The sequence below is a fragment of the Veillonellales bacterium genome, assembly GCA_039680175.1.
Classification (GTDB): Bacteria; Bacillota; Negativicutes; order JAAYSF01; family JAAYSF01; genus JBDKTO01.
In genome coordinates this window covers 1-25,273 of record JBDKTO010000058.1, presented here as the reverse complement: position 1 = coordinate 25,273, position 25,273 = coordinate 1, and the positions used below count along the sequence as shown (strand labels likewise).

Annotated in this window: 21 protein-coding genes; 13 read left to right on the top strand and 8 right to left on the bottom strand. The window is 43.5% G+C overall.

Annotated features, from left to right (window positions below; all coding sequences use genetic code 11):
* The first annotated feature begins 150 nt into the window (after positions 1-150).
* From ABFC84_09235 to ABFC84_09220, 4 genes are read left to right on the top strand one after another with little or no spacing between them, the layout of a single operon-like run.
* Positions 151-696, top strand: coding sequence for a SiaB family protein kinase (locus tag ABFC84_09235; GenBank protein MEN6412928.1), 546 nt, complete (start codon positions 151-153; stop codon positions 694-696).
* A gap of 28 nt (positions 697-724) precedes the next feature.
* Entirely contained in the window at positions 725-1,099 is a 375-nt protein-coding gene (locus ABFC84_09230; GenBank protein MEN6412927.1) for a DUF1987 domain-containing protein, read from the top strand.
* Positions 1,096-2,958: a SpoIIE family protein phosphatase gene (locus ABFC84_09225; GenBank protein ID MEN6412926.1), complete on the top strand. Its 1,863-nt coding sequence runs from the start codon at positions 1,096-1,098 to the stop codon at positions 2,956-2,958. The genes ABFC84_09230 and ABFC84_09225 overlap by 4 nt, the downstream gene beginning before the upstream one ends.
* A 17-nt stretch (positions 2,959-2,975) precedes the next feature.
* Complete coding sequence (locus tag ABFC84_09220) at positions 2,976-4,604, top strand: diguanylate cyclase (GenBank protein ID MEN6412925.1); 1,629 nt, start codon at positions 2,976-2,978, stop codon at positions 4,602-4,604.
* 124 nt (positions 4,605-4,728) lie between these two features.
* On the opposite strand, the gene ttdB is transcribed toward ABFC84_09220, so the two are convergent.
* The 3 genes from ttdB to ABFC84_09205 all read right to left on the bottom strand — a co-directional run bounded on the left by ttdB (position 4,729) and on the right by ABFC84_09205 (position 7,597).
* Entirely contained in the window at positions 4,729-5,340 is a 612-nt protein-coding gene (ttdB, locus tag ABFC84_09215; GenBank protein ID MEN6412924.1) for a L(+)-tartrate dehydratase subunit beta, read from the bottom strand.
* Entirely contained in the window at positions 5,340-6,239 is a 900-nt protein-coding gene (ttdA, locus tag ABFC84_09210) for a L(+)-tartrate dehydratase subunit alpha (GenBank protein MEN6412923.1), read from the bottom strand. The genes ttdB and ttdA overlap by 1 nt, the downstream gene beginning before the upstream one ends.
* Positions 6,240-6,307: 68 nt before the next feature.
* Positions 6,308-7,597 (bottom strand): DASS family sodium-coupled anion symporter, encoded by a 1,290-nt coding sequence (locus ABFC84_09205; protein ID MEN6412922.1) that lies wholly within the window; start codon positions 7,595-7,597, stop codon positions 6,308-6,310.
* 188 nt (positions 7,598-7,785) lie between these two features.
* On the opposite strand from ABFC84_09205, the gene ABFC84_09200 reads away from it, so the two are divergent.
* Together ABFC84_09200 and ABFC84_09195 are read left to right on the top strand one after the other, a co-directional pair.
* Positions 7,786-8,712, top strand: coding sequence for a LysR family transcriptional regulator (locus tag ABFC84_09200; GenBank protein ID MEN6412921.1), 927 nt, complete (start codon positions 7,786-7,788; stop codon positions 8,710-8,712).
* A 34-nt stretch (positions 8,713-8,746) separates the two neighbouring features.
* Positions 8,747-10,321 carry a 5'-nucleotidase C-terminal domain-containing protein gene (locus ABFC84_09195; GenBank protein MEN6412920.1) on the top strand — a complete coding sequence of 525 codons (1,575 nt, stop codon included), beginning with the start codon at positions 8,747-8,749 and terminating at the stop codon, positions 10,319-10,321.
* Positions 10,322-10,632: 311 nt separating this feature from the next.
* Here ABFC84_09195 and ABFC84_09190 read toward each other — a convergent pair whose 3' ends face one another.
* Positions 10,633-11,403, bottom strand: coding sequence for a DeoR/GlpR family DNA-binding transcription regulator (locus ABFC84_09190; protein MEN6412919.1), 771 nt, complete (start codon positions 11,401-11,403; stop codon positions 10,633-10,635).
* Between the two features lie 408 nt (positions 11,404-11,811).
* Here ABFC84_09190 and ABFC84_09185 point away from each other — a divergent pair, with 408 nt between their 5' ends.
* From ABFC84_09185 to ABFC84_09165, 5 genes are all read left to right on the top strand, one after another.
* On the top strand, positions 11,812-12,441 hold the full coding sequence (locus ABFC84_09185; protein ID MEN6412918.1) for a class II aldolase/adducin family protein: 630 nt from the start codon (positions 11,812-11,814) through the stop codon (positions 12,439-12,441).
* A 40-nt stretch (positions 12,442-12,481) separates the two neighbouring features.
* A complete protein-coding gene (locus ABFC84_09180) occupies positions 12,482-13,522 on the top strand; it encodes an alcohol dehydrogenase catalytic domain-containing protein (GenBank protein MEN6412917.1) in 1,041 nt (346 codons plus the stop codon).
* A 29-nt stretch (positions 13,523-13,551) separates the two neighbouring features.
* A complete protein-coding gene (locus tag ABFC84_09175) occupies positions 13,552-15,084 on the top strand; it encodes an FGGY family carbohydrate kinase (GenBank protein ID MEN6412916.1) in 1,533 nt (510 codons plus the stop codon).
* A gap of 181 nt (positions 15,085-15,265) precedes the next feature.
* Positions 15,266-16,285, top strand: coding sequence for a DctP family TRAP transporter solute-binding subunit (locus ABFC84_09170; protein MEN6412915.1), 1,020 nt, complete (start codon positions 15,266-15,268; stop codon positions 16,283-16,285).
* 169 nt (positions 16,286-16,454) lie between these two features.
* Positions 16,455-18,347 carry a TRAP transporter large permease subunit gene (locus ABFC84_09165; GenBank protein MEN6412914.1) on the top strand — a complete coding sequence of 631 codons (1,893 nt, stop codon included), beginning with the start codon at positions 16,455-16,457 and terminating at the stop codon, positions 18,345-18,347.
* 236 nt (positions 18,348-18,583) lie between these two features.
* Here ABFC84_09165 and ABFC84_09160 read toward each other — a convergent pair whose 3' ends face one another.
* The 4 genes from ABFC84_09160 to ABFC84_09145 form a co-directional block, all read right to left on the bottom strand.
* Positions 18,584-19,759 (bottom strand): AAA family ATPase, encoded by a 1,176-nt coding sequence (locus ABFC84_09160; protein MEN6412913.1) that lies wholly within the window; start codon positions 19,757-19,759, stop codon positions 18,584-18,586.
* Positions 19,760-19,927: 168 nt separating this feature from the next.
* Positions 19,928-20,944, bottom strand: a complete 1,017-nt coding sequence (locus ABFC84_09155) for a tripartite tricarboxylate transporter substrate binding protein (GenBank protein MEN6412912.1) — start codon at positions 20,942-20,944, stop codon at positions 19,928-19,930.
* 358 nt (positions 20,945-21,302) lie between these two features.
* Positions 21,303-22,148: a TIGR03943 family protein gene (locus tag ABFC84_09150; GenBank protein MEN6412911.1), complete on the bottom strand. Its 846-nt coding sequence runs from the start codon at positions 22,146-22,148 to the stop codon at positions 21,303-21,305.
* Complete coding sequence (locus ABFC84_09145; protein ID MEN6412910.1) at positions 22,112-23,017, bottom strand: permease; 906 nt, start codon at positions 23,015-23,017, stop codon at positions 22,112-22,114. The genes ABFC84_09150 and ABFC84_09145 overlap by 37 nt, the downstream gene beginning before the upstream one ends.
* A 153-nt stretch (positions 23,018-23,170) precedes the next feature.
* On the opposite strand from ABFC84_09145, the gene ABFC84_09140 reads away from it, so the two are divergent.
* Together ABFC84_09140 and ABFC84_09135 are read left to right on the top strand one after the other, a co-directional pair.
* Entirely contained in the window at positions 23,171-23,932 is a 762-nt protein-coding gene (locus ABFC84_09140; protein ID MEN6412909.1) for a rhodanese-like domain-containing protein, read from the top strand.
* Between the two features lie 244 nt (positions 23,933-24,176).
* The coding region (locus ABFC84_09135) for a YibE/F family protein (GenBank protein MEN6412908.1) at positions 24,177-25,273 on the top strand (1,097 nt) is incomplete at its 3' end.

The following is a 25,273-nucleotide window of genomic DNA, read 5'->3' as shown; positions in this document are numbered from 1 at the left end:
ACGATGGTGAGAATCCCATAATTCGACTGCTTCCGATAAAGTTCAAACTTCACCTGAAGAAAGTCTCATTTGATACAGGATTTGGGACAAAGATAGCGAAACTTACAACTAATATACAAATTTCAGCTGGGAACCAGGGAGTGTGCTTATATGGAATTTGATTTGCTGAAGCTGCAAAGAATTTTGCAGGACTATGGAGTATTAATCAATTTTGCAGGTCGGTTTACACAGGAAATTATTGAAGAGTTAGGTGACGCGGTTAAAAAATATCTAGAGACGGAAGCAATATCCCAGAACGAGACATACAATGTGTTTTCGGTGTTTATCGAACAGACACAAAATATTAAAAATTATGGTGTGCTTAAGCGAGGATCACCGCATGGGGATAGGATCGCGAATTCTGGTATTATTACCATTGGCAAAACGCCGGACGGATATTTTGTGTGTGCAGGTAATATCATCGAGAATAATGATGTGAGCGCTCTTACTGCAAAATTAGATGAAATATCACGCTTGGATAAAGCTGGTTTGAAAAAACTTTTCAAGGAACAGATGAAAAAAGAACTCCCACCCGGCAGTCTCGGCGCAGGGTTGGGGCTAATCAATATGGCGCGAAGAGCAACCCGGCCGCTGCATTATTCAGTGGAAAAACTGGATGACAGTCTATTATTTTTTACGTTAAAGGTTAATGTTTAGGGGGATTAACGTGCAGGAATTGTATTTTATGAAGACGAAGTCGACACCGGAGGTTCAATTTGACCGACAAAAACAAAGGCTGCGAATTGAAGGTCAGTCATATCCGGAAAATGCTTTTAAATTTTATGAACCGGTTTTTTCCTGGCTCAATGATTATTTGACCGATAGTGAAGAGGGGGCATCGTTGGAAATACATATCAACATGCCTTATATTAATACAAGCAGTTCGAAGTGCGTGATGATGATCTTAGAAAGGCTGGAAGAAGCACATCAAAACGGGCAAAAAATCGCTGTACGGTGGTATTATGATGTGGAAAATGAGACGGCGAAGGAATGTGCGGAAGAATTTAAAGAGGATCTGACAATGCCCTTTGAACTGCTGCCGGTGGAGGAAGAGAAATGAATCAGGCTAGCGGCGGCCGGGAAGCAGATGACGCCCGTCCGGCACGGCAAAGCGTTATTTACGATAGCGGCACAATCAAGGTCGTTGTATTAGCTTGCCTGACCATCGTTCTGGCGGTGATGATTACCGGCGGTATGAGTTATTTCATTACTCGCAATGCCGTTGTTGATAAGCTGAAATCTCGCGATATCGTTTATATTATCGAATCAATATCGGCCAAAATTGACGGCCGTATTGCCCGTGCACAAGAAACAGCTTTAATTTTGGCTGCAGATCCTGCCATTAATGACTGGGTTACCGGTGCCGAACAGGATGAAAAATTGGGTAAATACTCCAAAACAAAAATTAATAATATTGCCAAGAATTATGATTATGCCAATACTTTTATTGTCAGTGCCATTACCAATCATTATTGGGCCGAAGATTCAAAGATGCTGCAGGTTATGTCCAGGACCGATCCGAATGCGAAATGGTTCTATGATATGCTCGCATCGGGTAAGAGTGTCGAGCTAAACCTTGATTACAATAGTGGACGGCAGGATACATATGTCTTTCTCAATGCTCTGATGGGCGATAGGAAGCGTCCTGTAGGGGTAACCGGGGTGGGATTGAGTCTGAAAGACATCGCCCAGGAATTCCAAAGATATAAGTTTGGACCGAATAGCAGATTGTGGCTGGTCGATGACAATGGGGAAATTAATTTGTCTGACAATTTAAATGATAACGGACGATATCTCACGGAGCTTGTTCCGACACAGGTAGCTGTTCGGGTTATTGAAGATCGTCAGGCCGGGACAGTTTCACCCCAAATTAGTGAATACGTAAATGACAACGGGGAAACAATTGATTTAGCCTATAAGGTGATGAAATCAACGAACTGGAAACTAGTGGCTCAAATTCCCCGCAGCGAGAGCATTGCAATTCTCAGCAATATTAAGTTGTATACAATCATCTCCAGCATTATCGCGCTGGTTTTGATGATCTTTATTTTTTACGTGGTTTCCCGCCGTATTGCCGATCCCTTGAAACGCGCCCTGCTGCTTACGCGGGAAATGGAAAAACAGGTAACGGAACGAACGCGTGAACTGGCAGAAAAAAATCAAAAGATTGTAGACAGCATTGAGTACGCAAAAAGAATTCAGGAAGCCATCCTGGCAAAAGAGGAAGAGATCGGGGCTGTACTTGGCAACTACTTTATTCTTTGGAAGCCACGGGATGTAGTGGGCGGGGACTTTTACTGGATACGCCGTATTGATGATGAACGAAGTCTCGTTGCTTTGATTGACTGTACCGGACATGGAGTCCCAGGCGCGCTAATGACAATGACGGTAAATGCAATTCTTAATCAGATTGTTGATCACAATCATAGCGAACCGGCCGATATTTTGACCGAACTCAATCGAAGAATGAAGGAAACTCTGCATCGGAACGACCACGGGCAGATCACTGACGATGGATTGGATATTGGTATTTGCCGCATTGAACGTAATAAGCGAGTGCTATTTGCCGGGGCAAAAATGTCCCTGTATATTCATCGAAAAAATAATGTGGAAATGATCCAAGGTGATAAATGGAGCATCGGATATCGAAGCTCCAGGAACGACTTGGCGTTTACCAACTACGAATGGGAAATCCAAGCAGGTGACTGCTTTTATTTGACAACAGACGGATATATTGATCAGAATGGCGGCGACAAAGATTATCCTTTTGGCCGGAAAAGACTGCTTCAAGTCATTCTTGCTCAAAAGACGAAAGACATGGGTCAACAAGCAGCGGCCTTTGGCGACATTTTACATCAGTATATGGGCAATGAGCCCCAGCGCGATGATATTACCTTACTGGGTTTCTCTTTGCATTAGCAGAAAGGTGCTTACTCATGTCTAAAAAAAATGAAGAATTATTTGAAGAGGAGAAAGAAGTACTGCGATTCGCTGCGTCTAATCTTGCCAGTCAGCGCTATTATGGCAACGATCTGCTGCCCTGTTATAAGCGGCTGGCCCGTGATTACCAAAAATTATTTAGAACAACCACTAAGATATTTCGCATTAGCGATCGCCAAGAGCAAATTTTGCAGCGCCGGCAAAATGAATTGCAAAATTTATTAGATAATGCAAATCAAGGATTTTTGACGTTTGGACGGGATTTAAAGGTTGACCAGCAGTACAGTGCGGAGTGTATCAGAATTTTTGGCAAAAAAATTGCCGGCAACTTGATTATTTCCCTGCTCAGCCAGGATAATAACACCTTGCAGCGACAACTGCAGGCCATTTTGAAACGAGTTTTTCTAGCCGATTTTGTGTCTGGGCAAACAGAATTGCAACGGGTTCCGGCGGCTTTTCAAATAAGCGGCAAAAGCATTCGGGTTGAATGCAAACTTTTGCCGCAGCCGGACGATTCTGACGAGTGCTTTTTGGTAATGATGATGCTGACAGATATAACTGAAAAACTTAAGGCGGAAGAAAGAATACGGTTTCTCAGTTATCATGACAAGCTAACAATGTTAAATAATCGCGCTTATGTTGAAAGTGTCTTGCTGGCGGAATTGGCAAGAGGAAAAGCCGTGCCGCTGAGTGTCGTCATGGCGGATATGAATGGGCTTAAACTGGTCAATGATGTTTTTGGGCACCGGCAGGGAGATTTACTTTTGACGGCGATGGCAAATGTGTTGAAGAAATCTTGCCGGCAGACAGACGTTATCGCCCGCTGGGGCGGCGATGAGTTTGTCATTATCATGCCCAGTACGGATGAGTCAGCCTGCAGTACGGTTTGTGAGCGCATTAGAAGAGCTTGTGACGCAAACCGGGATTGTGTTATTGCTTTAAGCTCGGCACTGGGTGCGGCGACCACAGTTTCAGGAAACCTTCATCTTACTGAATTGTTAAGTATAGCCGAGCACAGAATGTACAACGATAAACTGATAAAAAGCAAGAATTTTCGTCGTAGCATCGTCGCTAACATGGAAAACATGCTGATTAGCCGCTGCTTTGTGAACGAGGGCCATAACGCTAGAGTACTACAATTGGCGACTGAATTTATTGAGTTTCTCGATATTGAAAAGGCAGCTATTGACATAAAATTAATCACTCGGCTGAGTGTGCTTCACGATATTGGCAAGGTAACCATTCCGGTTGAGATATTGGGGAAACAAGGCCCGTTGACGCCGCAGGAGTGGAGTGTTATGAAAAATCATAGTGAAACAGGCTATCGAATGGCTCAATCAATCGGAGAACCGTTGGTTGCCGACATCATTTTGGCACTGCATGAACACTGGGACGGCATGGGCTATCCCTTTGGCCTGAAAGGGGATAAGATTCCTTTATTGGCCCGGATTTTTTCCCTTGTCGACAGCTATGACAGTATGACGCATGATCGCCCTTACAAGAGGACAATGAATAAGAAAGCGGCGCTGGGTGAAATTGAGTCCCAAATAGGTTCTCAATTTGATCCGAAACTGGCAGAAGCTTTTTTGATGTTTATAGGTATGGGTAAAAAGAGCGGCAAATAAGACAGGGGAACGGTACATACAATGCAATAGGGGCAGGGATTGTGCTGCAGGATAAACGTACGTATATCCTGCAAGCTGCAATCCCTGCCCCCTGTTTAAAGCAATGTAATAACACCAGTTCCCGCTATTTGATAAAACTTACATGTTTGCAAATCTCAGCAATCGCCGCTTCCTTTTTTTCATTGAATTTCACTTTGTTTTCTTCAAAAAGATTGCGGCCATGCGTATCAATGGAAATAATGAGCGGACCGAATTCATTGACTTTGCATGTCCAGAGAGTTTCCGGCATTCCGAGGTCTTTCCAGTTGGCATCGACGATTTTTTCTACACAGGTCGCGGCTACAACAGCGCAGCCCGCCGGGAAGACAGCGTGGAGCGCCTTATAATCGCGGCACCCTTTCATAGTGCCTTCACCCATACCGCCTTTGCCGACAATGAGTTTGACGCCGGTTTCCTTAATAAATTCTTCTTCAAATTTTTCCATGCGCATACTGGTCGTTGGTCCGACGTTTACCAATTCATACTTATCATCGCTCAAAGCTCGAATAATCGGCCCGGCATGAATAATGGCGCCGCCATCAAGATCAACCGGCAGCTTGCGTCCTTCTTCAATAAGCCGGCGATGCGCTATGTCACGACAAGTTGTAAGGTAACCAGTCAAGTATACAATATCACCTACATTGAGATCGGCTAAGTCTGCCGCTTTAATTGGCGTTGTTAAAATCTTTTTTGCCATTAGATTTTCACCCCCGTATGAGAATCAATCGTATAATTCAGTTCTTTATCAAAAACTATGTGCCCACGGCGGTGCGACCAGCAGCCCACATTTACGGCCACGCCGATAACCGATGGATGCCTTGCCGTATTTTCAATGTGAACGCCCAGTACAGAATTTTTTCCTGTAAGCCCCTGCGGGCCTAACCCGATTTTATTGATGCCGTCTTCTAATAATTTTTCCATCGAAGCGGCACGTTCGTTGGGATTATGACTGCCAAGGGGACGCATCAGCGCTTTCTTTGAAAGTACGGCGGCTGTTTCCACCGAGGTTGCAATCCCGACGCCGACTAATAGCGGCGGACAGGCATTTAGCCCATAGCTTGTCATAACATCCATAACAAAGCGGGTTACGCCTTCATACCCTTCACCGGGCATAAGCACCATAGCTTTACCCGGCAGCGTGCATCCGCCACCAGCCATATAAGTATGGATATCAAGCCGGTCACTTTCCGGAACGATATCCCAGAAAATTGACGGGACCCCCGTGCCAACATTTTTGCCCGTATTATATTCGTCAAAAGTTTCGACACAATTATGGCGCAGCGGCGCATTAACCGTTGCCTGAACTACGGCATCACGCAAGATTTTGTCTAGCTCGCCAATGTAGGGAAAGCTGGCACCGCACTTGAGAAAAAACTGAAGCGCGCCGGTATCCTGGCAGCTAGGACGATTGAGTTGCACAGCGAGTTCCTGGTTTTTAAACATTGTCTCATAGAGAATCTTTGCCAGCGGAGTATCTTCTTGCTTCCCAAGCTCCTGCAGCTTTCTTTTTACATCATCAGGCAATGCTTTGCCTGTGTACGCGACAAATTTGGCAATTGTATCCGTTAAGCGGGATACCGCTTCGTCCTTTGTCATTAATAATCATCCTCTTTCTGTTTTTTTTCGAGCAGCAATATTGTAATTGTTGTTGGAATCCGGTTCAATCAACTGTATAGATTACCAAAGACCGATAAATTTCCATAATGTGTAAGTCCAGCCATAAGATTCGATAAAACGGCAAGACCCATGGCAGCAAGATAGGGAGGTGCTCCCGCGCTTACTGCTACGGCAAGAAACGCTGCATACATTGCGGTGGCATGTGCCGAAAGGCTGGCAAAAGCATAATGACTGTACAAATACACAACGAATAAAACACCCAGTGTCGGAATCCATGATATGCCGCCCAGCATGCCGGTAACACTTTGGGCAAACCAGGGAATAAATCCCACTTTATTCAGCGAGTCAGCCAGACCAACGATGCCGCCCATCCACATCATACCGTCCCAGGCGCCCTGTTCCCCCAGCACATCTTTCCAGGTCAGGACTTCTGTCATCAGCATGACGGATACCCCCAGCAGGGCAACTATAGTGGCATCCAGGTGTGTATATTGTGACGTACTCCATAAAAGCAATGCACCAATGAAGACACAGCTGATTATTTTTTCGGCTTTTGTCATTGGACCCATGTTGGCAAGTTCCTTACGCGCCAACTGTTGTGCTTCCGGTGTTTTCTTAATTTCCGGCGGATAAACCTTATAAATAAAATACGGTATGATTAAGAGGGATAAAAGGCTGGGGACAATTGCAGCCGAGGCCCATAATCCCCAGCTAAGGTCTATACCCGCTGTCTTCATGGCTAAAGTCGCCATGAGCGGGTTTGGTGCACAAGCCGTTAAGAATGTCGCCGCAATTGGCGCATCTGCCTGAAAAGAAGTTACCAGAATATATGCACCAATTTTTCTCGCCGTAGGCCCTGGTTCTGATCCAAAAGCAGATGCCAGGCTGCGCACAATAGGAAACATAATACCGCCGGATCTGGCCGTATTCGATGGCGTCGCCGGACTGATAATAAAATCACTGACTGCTAAGGTATAACCGAGCTTTAATGTACTATTGCCAAATAATTCAATCAATTTATAGGAGATTCTTCGACCAAGCCCTGTTTTAATAAAGCCTTTGGCAAAAAGAAAAGCGGACACAATCAGCCAGATTGTCGTATTGCTAAATCCCGATAAAGCTTCCTGCGGTTTTAAGATTCCAGTTAAACCAGTAAGAGTAATAGCAGCAAGCGCTACCGCGCCCAGCGGCATAGGCTGTAAAATAAAACCAAGAATTGTGGCAGCAAATATAGCAAACAGATGCCACGCTTGTACAGACAACCCTTGCGGTACAGGGAAGCACCAAAGGACAGCCATTAAAACGACAACGATTACCCCGCGAATTAAACGATTCATGTCGTAATCCTCCCACACATGTTGTAGACTGATTTTCGTAAATTTTAGTAAGTTTGTTTTTGACGTTGACAGCGCTGTGAAGGCCTTTACACATTCCAAAGTATAATATACAATATAATATAAGTCTAATTAAATAAATTTATAAAATTTATAAGCTTTTACTAATAATATGAGGCGGGTTAAGGTAAATGGAAAATCGCCAATTAAAATATGTTCTGAAATTAGCCGAAGAAAAGAGCTTTTCTTTGGCGGCAAAAAAACTATATATCTCACAGTCTGCTTTAAGTCAAATTATTTTTAAGCTGGAAGAAAAAATTGGATTTTCCCTCTTCGACCGGAGCTGCATACCGCTAAAAATCACCTATATTGGTGAATTATATATTGAGATGGCCAGAAAAATCCTGGATTTAAACGATGAATTCACAAAAAAGGTAAATGATACTGCTAATTTACGTCGGGGCAGGTTAACTATCGGAAGCTCGCCTTTCCGCAGTACCTATTTGCTTTCACAGATTATTCCTATATTTGAACAGAGGTTTCCCGGACTTGAGCTAATATTAAAAGAAGATACAACCCGGCGATTAGAAGAGCTTGCCCTCAATGGGCTAACCGACTTTTCAATTTCACTGTTACCAATCAATACAGTGCTTTTTGACTACGAAGAACTGTTCCAGGAAGAATTGCTGCTTGCCCTGCCGCCAAATCATTCGCTCTGTATAAAGTTTAATCGTCAGCCGGGGGATTATCATACTCCCCCGCGAATCAATCTGCATGATGTCCGGGAGACGCCTTTTATTCTCATGGATCAAGGACAAAAGTTACATAATACTCTATTTGATTTATGCAATAAAGCTGAAGTTAAACCACGTATTTTGTTAGAAACGCAGAGCATGAATGCCGCACAGGCCTTAGTAGGCGCTGGAATGGGCGCAGCCTTATTGCCGGACACTCTTATCCACGCCAGTAATATCAGCAAAAATCCTTGCTATTTTTCTCTTTCTCCCATTCCGATACGAACTGTTATCATAGCTTATCGCAAAGGAAGATATCTTTCAAAGGCGGCGGTTGAATTTATCAATTTAATGAAGGAATCTTTGAATATCGCGTTACATTAGAGGGAGAAAGTAATGAGGTTTAAGAGGGAAACATATGAAAACATTACGTAAGTCAAAAAAGTGGTTTTTACTTATAGCTTTGCTAAGCATGATGTTGGTAGTGAGCCAAGCAATTGCTGCCGAAAACGGCAGCGACAATGACGTTGTTCATCTCCAAATACTGACTGTTAATGATTTCCATGGCGCGTTGGCGGAAACCGGTACGAACATTGGTGCTGCAAAACTGGTGCAGCTTCTGAACGATATCAAAACGCAAGATCCTGACGGAACATTGATGATGAGTGCGGGAGACATGTTTCAAGGAACCCCGGATTCTAACCTTTTATATGGGAAAACGGTGGCCGATGTTATGAATTACACCGGGTTTGACGTCATGACCCTTGGAAATCATGAGTTCGACTGGGGTATTGACATTTTGAAACAGTGTATCGCCCAGTCGGGTTTTCCTTATGTTTGCGCTAACCTATTGGATAAACGTACCGGTAAGATTGCTGAATTTGTCAGGCCGTATACAATTTTAGAACGCAACGGCGTAAAAATTGGAGTGATTGGCATAGCTACTCCGGAAACAGCTATTAAAACCAACCCGAAAATGATCGCTGACTATACATTTGCTGATCCGTCTAAAGTGGTAAATGCTCTCGTACCTGAACTTAAACAGCAAGGCGTCGATATTATTGTGGTGCTAACTCACCTTGCCAGTTCGTTGGATGGCGACGGCAATATCAGAGGAGAGGCTGCTGCGCTTGCAGTGCAAACAAAAGGGATTGACGCTATTGTTTCCGGCCATTCCCATCAGATTGTTTATGGCAAGGTAAATGACATACCGATAGTTCAGGCTGGCTATAACGGACGGGCGGTGGGAAAAATTGAACTGCTTTTCAATCTCGCTACTCACGAGGTAGAGAGTTCTGCTGCCAGCGTACTTTTGCCTTATCCTGGTCTTCAGGCAGACTCAGGGGTGCGGGAGATGCTGGACCAAGCTCAGAAGGAAATAATACCGGTCAAAAGTATCGTTGTTGGACAAACAGTGCATGGGCTTAGCCATGATCGGTATGCACGTACGGAAACGCTGCTTGGCCAATGGGTGACAGATACGATGCGGCAAGCGGTACATGGTGACATTGCTTTTCAAAATATTGGCGGAATTCGTACGGGAATTCCTGCCGGGACTATTACTATGGGAGAACTTTACGAAGCCATCCCCTTTGACAACACGCTGTATACTGTAGATATGACCGGCGAGCAAATATTCAAGGTTTTGCAGTATGGTCTAATGAATGATAAGGTTAGTATGCTGCAATATTCCGGAATAAAAGTATCTTATGATGCCGAACCACAGGGAGGACGGATCGTTGCAGTCGCTTTAGCTGACGGTACGCCGATTCGTCCGGGAAAGACGTATAAAGTAGTAACCAACGACTTCATGGCAGCCGGCGGTGACGGGTTCACTATGTTCAAGGAAGGCAAGAATCTTTATAATACCTGTATACCCTTAAGAGATATAGTTGCAAGCGCCATTCGAAACCAGAAAACTATTGAATTCAACGGAGATGACCGTTTTGAGATCAGGCATTTTTCCCAAGAGCAACAGAAGAAAGCTGCGTAAGCCCGCCTGTTTATGAGTTACCGGCGTATGCTGCTTTATGCCATAAACTAAAGAGAAATGCAGCTTGCCGATTTCAGCGTCAGGGTCGACAGAGAAAATTTGTTCATCAACATAAAAACGCGCAGGAAAGGCAAATTTAATGTAAGGTATTTTTCTGCAAAAAATTGAGAAGCAATTTTTACGTCCCCATGCTTCCCGAAAACTTCCGCCTTATAACAAAGAAGGTACAGCAACGATCAATGCGCTGTGCCTTCTTTGTTGTTTATTATCGGTTAAATATGTTTTTAGCTTTTCTTATATACATTGGATGCCTATAAATGTGCAATTATAACTTCTATTCCAAGATCGCGATAAGATTGTAATGTTGTGTCGGAAGTTTTTTCATCGGTAATTAGAACGTCAATTTTTTTGGTGGGAACCACGGTTGCAAGTGACATTTTTTCAAATTTTGAGTGATCGGCTACGATAACGATTTTTTGACTGATGTTTATCAAAGCTCGTTTGATGCCCATAGCCAATAAATTGTCGTTCATGGCGCCATTTTCGGGGGTGATAGATTGGCAGCTCATGAAAGCCGTGTTACACCGGTAATTCATTAAATTGCTTTCAGCCATTTCGCCGACCACGGAATGAGTTTTGGTCCGGACAATACCGCCGGGGATAATGATGGTATGTTCATCATTGTCAGCATTTGCAAAGATTTCAGCAATCGTCAAAGATGTTGTAATTATGCTTAAAGGTTCTATCGATATAAGCTGTTTAGCAATTTGATAGGTTGTAGTTCCGGAATCAAGGGCTATGATATCGCCGGCTGCTATCAGACTGGCCGCTAAGCGGGCAATGGCGATTTTTTCTGCGGTGCATTTTGTCGCGCGGTCCGTGAGGCTTGGTTCGTAACCTACGGTATATTCAATTGCGCCGCCATATGTACGCCGCAGCAGCGAGGTTTGTTCCAGCAATTCCAAGTCCCGGCGAATCGTTGCAGGTGAGGCGTTTAAAGCAACCGTCAATTCGTTTACTGTAACCGAACCCTTCTGTTTTAATAAGGCTAGTATAGCTTTATGCCGTTCTCCTAACACCATAAATAATCCACCACCATAAGTTATCTTGATTGTAATATAACACATATGATTAAAATGCGCAATGCTGAATATACAAAAATAGCAATAATTATCATAACCAGGAAATTTTAAATACGGGGCAAAGTGGCTTAATTAGCTTAAATATACCACTGTAGTTACAAATTATAGCGGTTTTATTAAATGGAAAATAAATTGTTTAGAATATTGACTTAATAAATAGGATGTGCCATAATGACTATTGTGATTAGCTATATGATTAAAATTGATAATTTATGATTGTAATTTACTGCAGCGATGACCGAAATTAACATTTAATGGCATCTTTATGATAACAATGCATAAACGATTTCACGATGTCAGTTTTTATAAGGTTATAATTTAATTTCAAAAGGAATGGGGAGAAACGAAATGATGGATTTTGAGCTTGACGCCAGGTGTCGCTTAATTCAAGTGTGCATGGAAGTGTATGAAAGAAAGATGGTCAGTTCATCCGGCGGCAATATCAGTATCCGACTTGACGACGGGTTCTTGATCACTCCCACCGGATATTCTCTTGGCAAGCTGAAAGCGGAAGATTTGGTAAAGGTCGGTTTTGACGGAGCTATATTAAGTTCCGGTAAGCCGTCAAAAGAAGTTAATTTGCACATGAATATTTATTTGAGCCGCAGCAACATTAAAAGTGTAGTCCATGTACATTCACCCAATGCCGTTTGCTTATCCTGCATGGTTGCCAAAGAGCCGTTTGATATTCCGGCCATGACGCCGGGTTATGCCTGCAGAGTCGGCATTTTACCGGCAATTCCTTTTATGGTTCCGGGGAGCCTTCAGCTTGCCGAAGCCGTTCGGAAGGTTTTAGCGAAAAGGGACAGCGTACTTTTATGCAAGCATGGCCTGGTGACCGTAGGAGAGGATATACAGACAGCTGTTAATCTGGCTGAGGAAATCGAAGAAAATGCGGAGATATTTATTTTAGGCGGAACCAGAGCTGTGGGGATGACGAGCGAAGAACAGGCGGCTGTTTGCAAACGGTACAGTTAAGGGATGGCAATTTTAAAAACAAACTTCGGGGGAACAAAGTATGGAATGGATGAAAGCGCTGGTCTTTTACGGCCCTGGAGATATTAGACTGAAAAGACATAAGATTCCAGTAATTCGGCAGGAAGAAATGCTGATCCGAGTTAAGGCTGCCGGAGTATGCGGAACTGATATACGCATTTATAATGGTACGAAGGAGATCGAAGCACCGCGAATCATCGGCCATGAATTTGCCGGCGATATCATTGCCGTGGGGAAATGTGTGAAGAACTTTGCCGCGGGAGAAAGAGTTACCGTTTACCCGATTATTACTTGCAATGATTGTTATGCCTGCAAAACCGGCCGGACAAATATTTGCTCGGAGCGGATAACTTTAGGTTATGAGTTAGACGGCGGATTTGCCGAGTATGTACGGATTCCGGCCAATGCAATTGCTAATGGAAATGTTAATAGACTTCCCTCCGGGGTCAGCTATGAAGAAGGAGCCGTTTCTGAACCGCTGACGGCCGCTTACAGCGGCATCAGACGAGCCAATGTAAAGGCAGGCAATAGTGTACTTATTGTAGGCGGCGGGCCGATTGGCCTTTTACATACTCAATTGTCCAAACTTTACGGTGCGGGACTGATTATCGTTTCGGAGCCGCAGAAGGAGAAACGTTTGCAGGCGAAGTTTTTTGGCGCTGATGCCGCCGTAGATCCGCTTAATGAAAGTTTACAGAAGTTGATCGATAAGATGACAGGCGGCGCGGGAATGGATATAGTAATTGCCGATGTTGGTGTTCCCGAGATTGTCGAGAAGTCGGTTGAGTACGTAAAGAGAGGCGGAAAATATGTTATCTTTGCCGGCTGTCCCGCCGGCAGCAGAATAACGATAGATCCTAATCAAATTCATTATAAGGAGTTAGTAATTACCGGTTCTTCCGCCGCAAAGCCTACATATCAACGCAAAATATTAAAAATGATTGCGGCGGGGCAAGTTGACGTAAAAACGGTTATTTCTGATGTCTTTCCCGTCGAGCGGTGGCAAGAAGCCTTCAATATGAAGGAAAATTATAAAGGGCTTAAATATGTATTGACTTTTTAAAATCAAATGATCTAGGGGATGAATATAAAATGAAGCCGATGATTATGGGAATAGATATTGGCACGACCGGCTGTAAAACCGCATTGTATCGCCAGGATGGAACCCAGGTGGCACAAAGCTATCGTGAGTACAAACTCATGCATCCGGAAAACGGCTGGGCGGAGGAAAGCCCTGAAGATTGGTGGCTGTCGGTGGTTAGCAACGCACGGGAAGTTTTGGCGTTCCCCGGCATAAAGCCAGAAGATATTGCGGCAATCGGCGTCAGTTGTACAAATGGACTGGTAGCTGTAAATAAAGCTGGCGATCCGTTGTTGCCGGCTGTTATGATGCTTGATCAGCGCAGCGCACCACAGGCGGATTGCATAAAAAAGCAATTGGGTGAAAAGCGGGTATTTGACATTACGGGAAACCGGATAGCGCCGGGGGCGTTTTATGCGCCGACGATGCTGTGGATAGCGCAGGAACGGCCTGATATATATAAGCAGACATATAAATTTTTAGTGCCGACGGGGTTTATTGTTCAACACTTAACCGGACAATTTACGATTGATGTTTCTCGAGCATCGGTTACCATGCTGCTTGATATACGAAAAAGAGCATGGTCGGAAGAACTTTTAAAGGCTATGGATATAGACCGTAATAAATTGCCTCAATTGTATGAATCATCAGAAGTGGTCGGAAGGGTAACGGCGGAAGCGGCCGAAACGACCGGGCTCAAGGCAGGAACTCCGGTTATAGCAGGCTGCGTAGATACTGTCTCAGCGGCAATTGGCGCCGGGGCCGTAAAACAGGGACAGACATTTGGTTTACTGGGTACGGTGGGACGTGTATGTGTGGTAACTGATGGGACAAGATTTGACGGCAGGATGATGAACTTCTGCCACGGACAGGAGGATCTTTGGCTGACAAATGCGGCAATTAACGCCGCCGGGGCTACGCTAAGATGGTTTCGCGATACATTTTATCAGTATGAGGCAGCCGTGGCCAAAGAGCAGGATGAAAGTGTTTATGACATTATGATGGACGAGGCCTCTCAGGCTGATTTGGGTGGAAACGGCCTTATTTATTTGCCGTATCTTTCCGGGGAACGGTCGCCGCTATGGAACGGAGATGCCAAGGGAATTATTTATGGTTTGACTTTAGCGCATAAAAGATCGCAGATAATTCGTGCCTTACTGGAAGGCGTTGCCTATGCGGTACGCCATAATCTTGAGATTATTCGTGACGAGTATAATGTTTCTTTCAATAATATGACGCTGAGCAATGGCGGCGCAAGAAGCAGGTTATGGTGCCGGATTATTGGCGATGTAACTAAGACCAACATATCAATTCCTAAAGTCCTGGATACCGAGGTCCTAGGGGTTGCTTTGCTGGCGGGTGTTGGCGTAGGCATATACTCAAATTTGGCTCAGGCGGTAAATGAAACAGTTCAAATTGCCAGGATCATACCGTATGATGCGCAAAAAGCGGAACGATACGATCGCTATTTCCAGGCTTACCTGGAGCTTGTTAATGACATGTCGGGCCGGTTCAGTCAGATCAGCAGTCTTTTAAAAGTATAAAATAATTGCTGCAAATGAGGGTACTATTGCCGGCATTGTAATGTTAAAACCGGTTTCACGGCATAATTTGTCCGGCCTTGTATCGGAGCAATAAGGGGGGAAGGCATCAGGTTTGCTAAAGAAAAAACCAAGTAGTACGAAGTAAAGAAATGAAATAAAAACTCAGAGGAGGAATTTAGGAATGACGGGAGTAAAAAAGTTCAAAAAATTAGGTATTTTACTATTGATGCTGATATTTTCGCTTACCTTTCTTGCCGGCTGCGGTAATGATAAAACAGCAGGCAGTAATCAAAAACATGTATTGAAAGTGGGGCACCCGCTTGCTGCGGATCATCCTTGGACTGTTTGTTTAGAAGGTATGGCTAAGGATGTAAAGGAAGCAACTAACGGCGAAGTTGAAATTCAGGTATTTCCGTCGTCGCAATTAGGCTCGGAGCTTGATGTTGCAAACGGCCTAAAGATGGGGACCATTGAGATGGGCCTTTTTGGGACGGCATCCTTAAATCCGTTGGATAAGCGGATGGCAATTGAAGAATTACCATATGCTTGGCCGAAACGTGAAAATGCATACGCTGCTCTCGACGGTGAACTTGGTGAAGCGTTGAATAAAATAATGGAAAAACAAGGGATTATTGGTCTAAGCTGGTGGGAAGCTGGCTATCGCCAAACAACTAACAGTAAAAAGCCGATTAATTCAGTTGAGGATTTCAGAGGATTGAAAATCAGAGTACCCAATAATGACATGAGAATTGATACATTTAAATTGTTAGGAGCCGAACCTACACCGATCTCATTTGCCGAAGTATTTACCGCATTACAGCAAGGCGCGGTTGACGGCCAGGAAAATCCCCTGATTACCATTCAATCGTCCAAACTTTATGAAGTTCAAAAATACTTAACTCTTACAAATCATATTTGGGGTTCAGGCTATTTGGCAATAAGCAAACAAGCCTGGGATGAATTATCACCTGAACAACAGAAAATCGTTAAAGAAAAAGCGCAAATTTGGCGTGATAAAGAACGTCAAATGATAAAGGACGGAGAAGCCAAGAGCGTAGATGAACTGAAGAAATCAGGTATGCAGGTAACTGAACCTAACTTCCAGGAATTTAAAGATGCTGAAAAACCTGTTTGGGATAAATATGAGGCAATTTTCGGCAAAGATTTAATGGATTTGGTTAAAAAATATTCTTCAAAATAAGTAATTTTTTATGGAACTTGCTAAGCTAAGCGGGTGTAAATAGTAAGGCTTTTCTTCATGACGAACCTTTGGATTTCCTAAATGGATTAGATAAAAAGAAATCTGAAGCGTTCGTCATGTAGTTTGGTAACCGGTCGCCTGATTTTGTTAGGAGGGAAGAGAAAATAAGATGTCAAACAAAATCGATCTGGATAAGGATAACGTGAATTCAAGTGCTTCTGTTGCTTCCGTTGACAAGCCGGATCTTGCAGCCAGAGTAGACAAATTATGCGCAGCAATTGTTACCCTTTCAATTATTGCAGAATTAATTATTGTTCCAACCAATATTATTACCCGTAATTTTCTTTCTTTCTCATTGTTCTGGACGGAAGAAATCGGGAATTTGGCATTGATAATTATGGCTTTTATCGGCGGCGCTGTAGCGTACAACCGAAAAGGTCATATGGCGATGAAAGTCGTTGTTACACACTTATCTCAACGTAAGCAGGCAGTTTGCGAGGCTTTGGGTGACTGGACGGTTTTTGCGATGGGGCTGGTTTGTTTTGTCTTATCACAAAAGATGATGCTGGCACGATGGGAAGAAGTATCCCCGATACTGAAGATTCGTGAAGCATGGTTTATAGCGCCGATTATTATTGGTATGATTTTGTTTTGCGTCTTTGCAATATGCAATTTGCGTAAGCAAGATCGTAAAATTGTACTTTCTACCGGCGTTGTTTTGGCGATATTTGTCGCTGTTATTGCTGGACTTTTTGTTTTGTTAGGAAGATTGGATCCGACAATTTTATTGTGTTTGGTGTTGGCTTTCTTTTTTACATTGCTGATCATTGGTGTTCCTATAGCCTTTGTTCTTATTCTGAGTTCAATAATATATATTCTGTTTATTGGTAAAGTGCCGCTGACAGCGATACCGCATGCCATGCATGTATCCATGGGAAGCTTTTTACTGCTGGCTATTCCATTTTTTATGTTAGCCGGGTATATCATGACCGCCGGCGGATTAAGCCGCAGAATTGCCGACAGTGTCATTGCAATCATGGGACATATGCGTGGCGGCCTATTATATGTTATTGTTGTCTTTACTTACTTAGTTTCCGGCCTATCGGGCTCGAAATTGGCTGATGTGGCGGCGGTAGGCACCTCAATGTCGGACGCTCTTGACAAATATGGCTATAAGCGGGGAGAAACGTCAGCCGTTTTAGCTGCCTCGGCAATTATGGGTGAAACAGTTCCGCCTTGTATGTGTTTATTAGTGTTAGCATCAAATACTACGCTTTCAGTAGGCTCGTTGTTTATTGCGGGAATCATACCGGCCGCGGTTATAGGAATAGCCATTATGACTCTTATTTATTTCCGCGCCCGCAGTCAGGAAATGCCGTGTGGGGCCAGGGTTTCATTTCAAGAAAAAATGCAAAAAACCATATACGCTATTCCGGCCATAATAGCAGTGGTTATTTTAGTCGGCGGTATCATATCCGGTATGGCAACTCCCACCGAAGTTTCGACTGTTGCAGTAATTTATGCATTGTTCCTTTCCGTATGTTATCGTGAAATGGATTTGCGTAAATGTTGGAATATGATGCTGGAAGCGTCCGTTATGACATCAATGGTGCTGTTCATAATCTGTGCGGGAAGCGCATTTTCATGGACACTGACCGTGGCAAGAGTTCCACACGAACTTGCGTCATTATTGGCACTATTCCATGGTTCTTCCTGGTTGTTTATGGTCTTTTCACTCCTGCTTCTTATACCCTGCGGTTCAATGCTGGAGGGGCTGCCGGCGGTACTTATTTTTGGACCGCTGCTGGTACCGGTGGCAACTCAATTTGGAATTTCGTCTTTACAGTATGGTATATTTTTAATTATTGCTTTAGGGACAGGGGTCTTCATACCGCCTGTGGGCATGGGAGCCTATTTTTGCAGTGCAATTGTGAAAACCACGATTGAAGATTTGTCAAAGCACATGCTGCCATATTTGGCGATAATTATAGTCGGATTGCTGCTGATTGCTTTTGTTCCATGGTTTAGTCTCGTTCTTCCTAAAGCCTTTCATTTAATTTAACGGTCGTATTTGGTTAGTTGAAAAGAAAAGAGTACACAATTACTGCGCAATTAAACCGCACAGAATCGTGTACTCTTTTGCTATTGGGGACTAAGCCGGTTTTCACCGTTTATGGTTATGCGGGTAGCAGCCATTTTACGACAGTGGAGTAAGGTTTTGGCTTCAGCTACGATGAACGGTTTGTCCACTGTTGCCATGATATTCCGCACTTCAATCCGATAACATCTCGTCGCTTATTATTTGATAGCATGAATCCTTTTTAAGTAACGATTAAATTGAGGTACGGTAAAATCGACTTCGCCATAACTTGTTGCATAAATAAAACCTTTATAAATTAATTGTGCTCTAAGTGGTGAAATTTTTTGTACCTTCGCGTGCATTTTATCAGCAATCTCAGCTATCGTACATGGTAAATCACCACATTCAACCATTGCCAGCATAAATTCTTTTTCTCTGGGAGTTGCTCTGTCATAACGAACCTTAAAGAAACTATCATCCAGACTTTTTTCAAATATTGGATATGCGGCCTTTACAGCTGTAATATCAATTTCTTTATCGTTTATAAAGTTCCAAACTTGTTTGCCATATTCCTGTAAAAAATAGGGGTACCCTTCTGTAATTCTTAAAATTTCGTCAATCGCTTTCTCGGTAAAAGTAACGCCGACTTTTTTTGCCGGTTCCACCAGCGCTAATTTAGCAGCCGCTTGGGTTAAAGAATCTATCGAAACAAAACTAAATAGCCTTTCGGCATACGACTTAATATCACCGGCAATCTTAGCAATTTTAGGCAGCCCTGCCGCAAATAATGTAACCGGTAATCCTTTTTGATTTACTCTATGTAAGGCAGTAATTAACGCTTCAAATTCATCATCTTTTAAAAATTGCATTTCGTCAATAAATAAGCATACCGAACTGTCGCTATTTTTCGCGAGTGTCCCCATAGACACAAATAATTCTGTAAGATCGTTGACAAAGTTGCCCGTATCAGATATACCGACCGCCGCGGCAACATCTTCGTTTAAACCGATACTTACCTCCCCTTCGGGAGAATAAGTAATTTTAAAAGCCTTTAAGATACCCATTGCTTTTTGAACATAACCTTTAGCCTGTTCCTTAACGCTCATTTGTTTAATTAATTTTTGGATATGTAATGAAATAGCAATTTTAAAAGAAGAATGTTCCGATACCTCAATATGCTCATATAAAACATCATTATCGTCAGCAATATCTTCAATTTTATTTAATAACACCGTTTTGCCAACACCGCGTAAACCATAATAAACAATAGAACGGGCAGGATACCCATGAGCAACATAAGCAATAACTTCTGTTGCTTCTGCAATCGTATCATCACGACCGGCTAAATAATTTGGCACCAAACCGGCTCCCGGTGTATAGGGATTGATTATCATAACATCACCCTCTCAAAACGATTATTACCGAAATTATATCCTTATATTCGTTAAATATCAATGTTTCCGTAAAAAAATACCTATATCTTATAGGAAGGGACACATGGCAGAGTGAGGGGATCAAGCGGGGTAAAAAAATTCCCTCCAAGAGCGGAGGGGCTTGGGTTATTATTTTTTTTGATTCTTAATCAAATCCAGAATGCCAGTTTCCGCTATTATTTTGGATATTTTTTCTTTTTCCTTGATCCATTTATTTGCTGTTTCTTGCGGACCTAGATATTCAACTTGCAACCCCATGTTTTCAACAGTTTGTTTAAATTCTTTATCCTCTGTCATTGCTTTTAATCCTTCGGCAAGTCTGGCTGTTACTTCCGGCTGCATGTCCTTTGGTGCTGCCAGACCATACCAATTTTCATACGCAATATTAAAGCCCTGCTCTTTTAAAGTCGGTACGCTGGCGAAATCCGGATCTGACGATCGCTTGTCGCCGCTAACGGCCAATACTTTTACAGTACCGTTTTTTACATGTTCTTTTATTACCGATGGAGTAACGATAGCAATTTGAACATGTCCGCCGAGTAACGCAGCGGCAGCCTCGCCGGCGCTGCGAAACGGGACTTGGCTAAGTTTGACAGCCGCTTCCCTGCCAATTGTTTCACCGATTATATGGGGCAGGGAGCCAACACCGGCATGACTAAATTTTAATTGCCCCGGATGTTGCTTAGCGTATGCGACTAAGTCGTCAATATTCTGCCAGGGCTGCTCAGCTTTAACTGCTATCGCCCAAGAAGCGGTTGCAATCTGTGCCAGGGGCAACATAGCGGTCGAATAGTCGTATTTAGCCATACCATACAGCGGCAGCACTAATACTTCGGTGGCAGTTGTGCCGATTGTATAGCCATCCGGGCTGGCACCGGTTAGCTCATTCCACCCAAGGGCGCCTGCACTTCCCGGTTTATTGACAATAACAAGCGGCTGCCCGAGATATTTTTGCGTTTGCTTTTCCATAACCCGGGCTAAAAGATCTTGTCCCCCGCCAACGCTAAACGGAACAATCAGTGTAATCGGTTTCTCAGGATACTTACTGGTGGTACTTACGGCCTTGCTTTGCGGGCCGCTACAGCCTCCGATGAATACGGGCATCATGATTAAACAGGCAACGAGAAAAAACGAATTTTTTTTCACAGTATCACCCTCCTTGACTTCCAATATTCTACATTTACCAATAAGTTCCTTCAATAATATGTAAAATAATAAAAATTTTTACATATTACTTATAGTGATTTGTCCAAGCCGGTTAAAAATTTAAATCCGCAAATAAAAAATGGCTGCAAAGGCATTGCAGCTACGGCGAAAACAAAGATGTACACTCTCAACCAGAACTGCAGGATTTGTATCGCCAAAAGCCGAATTTAATTTAGACTTGTCGGAATGAGGAATCGATTATACACCACAATCTCTAGTATATAGTTAAAGCGGCTTAAAGCCGCTTTTCTTGGTTCCGGTTAGTACTTCCGCATCGAAGGCCGCAACTATTTGCGGATTATTGATTAGGGGGAAAGACGTAAGGCGTCTGCGGTTCCTTCACTTGTTTTAGGGAAGTGATCTTAATAGCCGGAACGACTTTATCCTCATAATTACTTTGTTGAATAACACCCTTAATGGAAAGCCATGTTCCGTCCTTGAATTTTTCCCCGTTTTTACATTCGCATAAAACGCCATAAGGCAAAGCGTCTGCCGTGCAGCATACTATGACGTAGCGAACTAGTGAAAATTGATTCTTTGTAATTCCGGGAGGCCGGAAGACAAACCCGGTCATTGTTATTTCCTTGCCCAGATATTCCTGAGAAAAGAACTGCAGTTCGTTTATGATTTCAGCGTAGTCGCGATCCGTTACTTCGATTAGCGAATACCGGCGGAGCTTGGCGGCTAATGGTCTGGGCAGCTCATAACCGGGAGCAGGCGCGGTCAATTGGCTGTTCAGACCTTTGTTATTTACCAGATTGGCATTTAGAGTATTGTTTGGCAATAAAAAGGCCAATGCAAGTATGGCGATAAAGGGTAAATACAGCAAGCGGCTGGCATGATTGTGCCGATGAGGGCTGTTGAGAAAAGGGATTGGCTGGATTATGCTTAGCATTTGTGCGACTCCCAGGGGAAATAGCAAATAGCCCGCTGTTTCAACTAGTACTGAGAACTTTGGGTTGATATACAGGGTTAATTGGTTTGTATGAATAAGCCATAGCAGCAGCCCCATAAATCCAAACAGGATTATGGATCGAAGCAAAGCGTCGATGTCAAATATGTACCTGTACTTATACCTGTGTCTGTGCTGCAAACAGAGTTCCCCCCTTATAATAAATTGATCACATAGGCCGCGCCGGCACATAGAGTTGCTGCAACGAATGCCAGCCAAACCACGAAGCGAAAGCGAAATGTGTGCAGCAGCATCAGCGTGTTTTTTAGGTCAAGCATTGGCCCAAACACCATAAAAGCAACAAGGGAGCCGGCTGAAAAGCTCGTATAAAATGAAGCGGCGATGAATGCATCAGCGGCTGAACATACTGAAATGACAAAGGCAAACAGCATCATTACGCCAACCGAAAACCCAGGGTGCTGCCCAATGGATAGTAAAATCTCTCGGGAAAGCACTATTTGAGCCAGCGTTCCCAATATTGCCCCGATAAGCAAATACTTGCCCATTTCAAAAAACTCATTACTGGCGTCATGAATAGTTCGCAGCAGCTTGCCGGTAAAGGTTAGCTCGTCAATTAAATATTGATCGGTGTGGGGGCCGCAGCATCCGCACGAATGCTGCTGATTTGCGGTCAGAGGTTTTAATTCATTGCCTTTGAAAAACAGGCTGGTTAGCCAACCGGCAAAACATGCCACCAAGAAAGCTGTTCCCAAACGGAATAAAACCATGGCAGTATTCGTTTTGAAGGCAAAGGCGGTTGCCGCAGCTACCAGCGGATTTAGGATGGGCGCGCCCAGCATAAAAGATATCGCCGTAGGCAGAGGAACACCTTTTTTCACTAAGCGGCGGACGATAGGAACCATCCCGCAATCGCATACCGGCAGCACGATGCCGAGTAACGAGGCGGGGACTATGCTTAAAAACTTATTTTTTGGTATAATGCGGCTGATCATATCTTCTGTGACAAAATTATGAAGGATTGCTGAGACAATAACGCTAAGCAAGACGAAGGGTAAAGCTTCAATCACTATACTGAGCAATATGATTTTGAAATTGATCAAGTTGTCCCAAGTCAGTATGGCTGCAGCAGAGAATGACGCGAAAAAATTTTCCAGAAATATCTCCCCCTGACAGATAAGTTCCGGTTCTAATTATTCATATGCCATATTTTAACAGGTATGCAAGCAAATTTATTATTCAACGAGGAGGAACACATGAAAAATTTTATATGTAAAACCGGGCTAATTGCTATGCTGCTGTTCATGCCGTATCAGCAGGCTTTTGCCTGTGACTGTTGTTCTGGCACCGGCCCCCAATATAAAGGGCATTCTATGTCAGATGCTTCGGGGTATTTTTTGCAGGAGTTTGACAAGGTGGCTCCCGGGCGGGGCGTGGACTGGGACGGCGCTATACCGGACATATGGCTGGGCAGTGCCTTTGAGAAAGGTTGGATCGTCAAGACATCGCCGGGAAGCGCTATTCCCGGAGCGCTTATTTTAGGACTTGATCAGTCTCAGAATGGCTGGGCCGGCATTGTCCGTGAGGTATGCGGCGATAAGATTGTTTTTGAAACAATGGACAAGGGGAAGGTAGTTCGTCATCAGGCAGCAACCGCCACTTTGAAGCAGGACTTTAATCTGATCGGATATATCTGGCCCATGCGGCTGCAAGATCATGTACAGCAGATATCCACGGAGCAGGCAAGGGAAGCTTGGCAGAATAAAGCGGCGATATTCATTGATGTTCGGACGGCGGATGAATATAAGCAGGGGCATATACCAGGAGCTGCTTCGATTCCACTTGCGGTGCTGAAAAATCGGTTAACGGAAATTCCTAAAGATAAAAAGGTGCTTTTGATCTGCCATGGCGGCAAGAGTAGCTCCCAGGCCAATATCATTTTGCAAAGCTGCGGGTTTGCAAACACCTGCAGCATTCAGGGAGGCATGCTTGAGTGGCGGAGAAGCGTTGAAAAATAACCCTATGAATAAGCCGGAAAAAGGAGGGCTGATTGGCTTTTTCGCCTTTTTAAGGCGGCTTATGGATAAAATGGCTGCTTGACCAGGGAAAAAATGGCATGCATACTATATAAATAAGAATATTCCTATTTGATAATCATATTAAATAGGAATACCGTATTATCGACAGGTAAAGGAGGTTATGACCAAATAAAAATTTTTATTTGGATTTCAGGTGAATGAGTGATTCTATCAGGAGGCTTATATGGTTAAGATGGTTTATTCAAAAGCTAGAATACTCGTTTTGATTTGCTTGCTTTTGACGGTCAGCTCCCCCAGCCTTTTGGCAAATCCGGAAAATCAGGCCGAGGACATCGCTCCGGTTGAATATATTCAAGGGGTTGTTGTTAGCGTACAAGAGTTGTATAACACGACGGTAAAAAAGGCTCCCGGAAAGGGAACGGATAGTGCTGACTTAGTAATTATACGATTGACATCCGGGCTCGAAAGTGGTCAAGAGGTAAAGTGTATTCATCATAAAATGAGCATAAGTATGCCGGGGATGGAGATTGACCCAAAACCAGGAGATAAAATTGTTGTTGCAGTCACACAGGATTTTAACCGTAAAAGCTATAATATTGCCGATTATGAACGTCTATCCTACATCTATATATTATTAGGAATCTTTGCAGTAATATTGCTTGTAATTGGCAGGCGGGTCGGATTAAGATCACTATTTGTAATTGGCTTTGCCATTTTCGTGATTCTAGAGGTTATGATACCACTTATTTTAAAGGCGCATTGGAGCATAACGCTAATTACTTTCCTAGTCAGTGCGATTATTGCATTTGTTACCCAGATTACAGTTAGCGGCTGGAATTCCAAAACATGGGGGGCAGCGCTGGGAACAGTTGGCGGGGTAGCTATCGCTGGCCTTTTGGCTTCCGCTTCCATTGTTTTAATGCACTTAACGGGATTGGATAGCGAAGAGGCGATGATGCTAAAAGTAACGTATTTGGCATCTGTAAATTTTCAAGACGTCTTATTTGCCGGAATCATATTAGGCTCATTAGGAGCCGTAATGGACGTTGCAATTTCTATTGCTTCGGCTCAGTATGAAATTAAGTGCTCCTGTCCAGAGTTGAGATTTTTAGAATTGCTTAAGTCCGGGCTTAATGTGGGGAAAGACATTATGGGCACTATGTCAAATACTTTAATCTTGGCTTATTTGGGAAGTTTCCTTCCCCTTATATTGCTTATTAGTGCGCAAAAAAATTTGCCGTTAATCAAAATATTGAATTCAAACCTGATTGTAACGGAAGTAGTAAGAGCTATTACCGGTAGTATTGGTTTAATTTGTGC

Bases quoted from the DNA above. Each gene is read 5' to 3' on its own strand.
- ABFC84_09235 (MEN6412928.1), top strand. From the start codon at position 151: ATGGAATTTGATTTGCTGAAGCTGCAAAGAATTTTGCAGGACTATGGA.
- ABFC84_09230 (MEN6412927.1), top strand. From the start codon at position 725: ATGAAGACGAAGTCGACACCGGAGGTTCAATTTGACCGACAAAAACAA.
- ABFC84_09225 (MEN6412926.1), top strand. From the start codon at position 1,096: ATGAATCAGGCTAGCGGCGGCCGGGAAGCAGATGACGCCCGTCCGGCA.
- ABFC84_09220 (MEN6412925.1), top strand. From the start codon at position 2,976: ATGTCTAAAAAAAATGAAGAATTATTTGAAGAGGAGAAAGAAGTACTG.
- ttdB (MEN6412924.1), bottom strand. From the start codon at position 5,340: ATGGCAAAAAAGATTTTAACAACGCCAATTAAAGCGGCAGACTTAGCC.
- ttdA (MEN6412923.1), bottom strand. From the start codon at position 6,239: ATGACAAAGGACGAAGCGGTATCCCGCTTAACGGATACAATTGCCAAA.
- ABFC84_09205 (MEN6412922.1), bottom strand. From the start codon at position 7,597: ATGAATCGTTTAATTCGCGGGGTAATCGTTGTCGTTTTAATGGCTGTC.
- ABFC84_09200 (MEN6412921.1), top strand. From the start codon at position 7,786: ATGGAAAATCGCCAATTAAAATATGTTCTGAAATTAGCCGAAGAAAAG.
- ABFC84_09195 (MEN6412920.1), top strand. From the start codon at position 8,747: ATGAAAACATTACGTAAGTCAAAAAAGTGGTTTTTACTTATAGCTTTG.
- ABFC84_09190 (MEN6412919.1), bottom strand. From the start codon at position 11,403: ATGGTGTTAGGAGAACGGCATAAAGCTATACTAGCCTTATTAAAACAG.
- ABFC84_09185 (MEN6412918.1), top strand. From the start codon at position 11,812: ATGATGGATTTTGAGCTTGACGCCAGGTGTCGCTTAATTCAAGTGTGC.
- ABFC84_09180 (MEN6412917.1), top strand. From the start codon at position 12,482: ATGGAATGGATGAAAGCGCTGGTCTTTTACGGCCCTGGAGATATTAGA.
- ABFC84_09175 (MEN6412916.1), top strand. From the start codon at position 13,552: ATGAAGCCGATGATTATGGGAATAGATATTGGCACGACCGGCTGTAAA.
- ABFC84_09170 (MEN6412915.1), top strand. From the start codon at position 15,266: ATGACGGGAGTAAAAAAGTTCAAAAAATTAGGTATTTTACTATTGATG.
- ABFC84_09165 (MEN6412914.1), top strand. From the start codon at position 16,455: ATGTCAAACAAAATCGATCTGGATAAGGATAACGTGAATTCAAGTGCT.
- ABFC84_09160 (MEN6412913.1), bottom strand. From the start codon at position 19,759: ATGATAATCAATCCCTATACACCGGGAGCCGGTTTGGTGCCAAATTAT.
- ABFC84_09150 (MEN6412911.1), bottom strand. From the start codon at position 22,148: ATGTGCCGGCGCGGCCTATGTGATCAATTTATTATAAGGGGGGAACTC.
- ABFC84_09140 (MEN6412909.1), top strand. From the start codon at position 23,171: ATGAAAAATTTTATATGTAAAACCGGGCTAATTGCTATGCTGCTGTTC.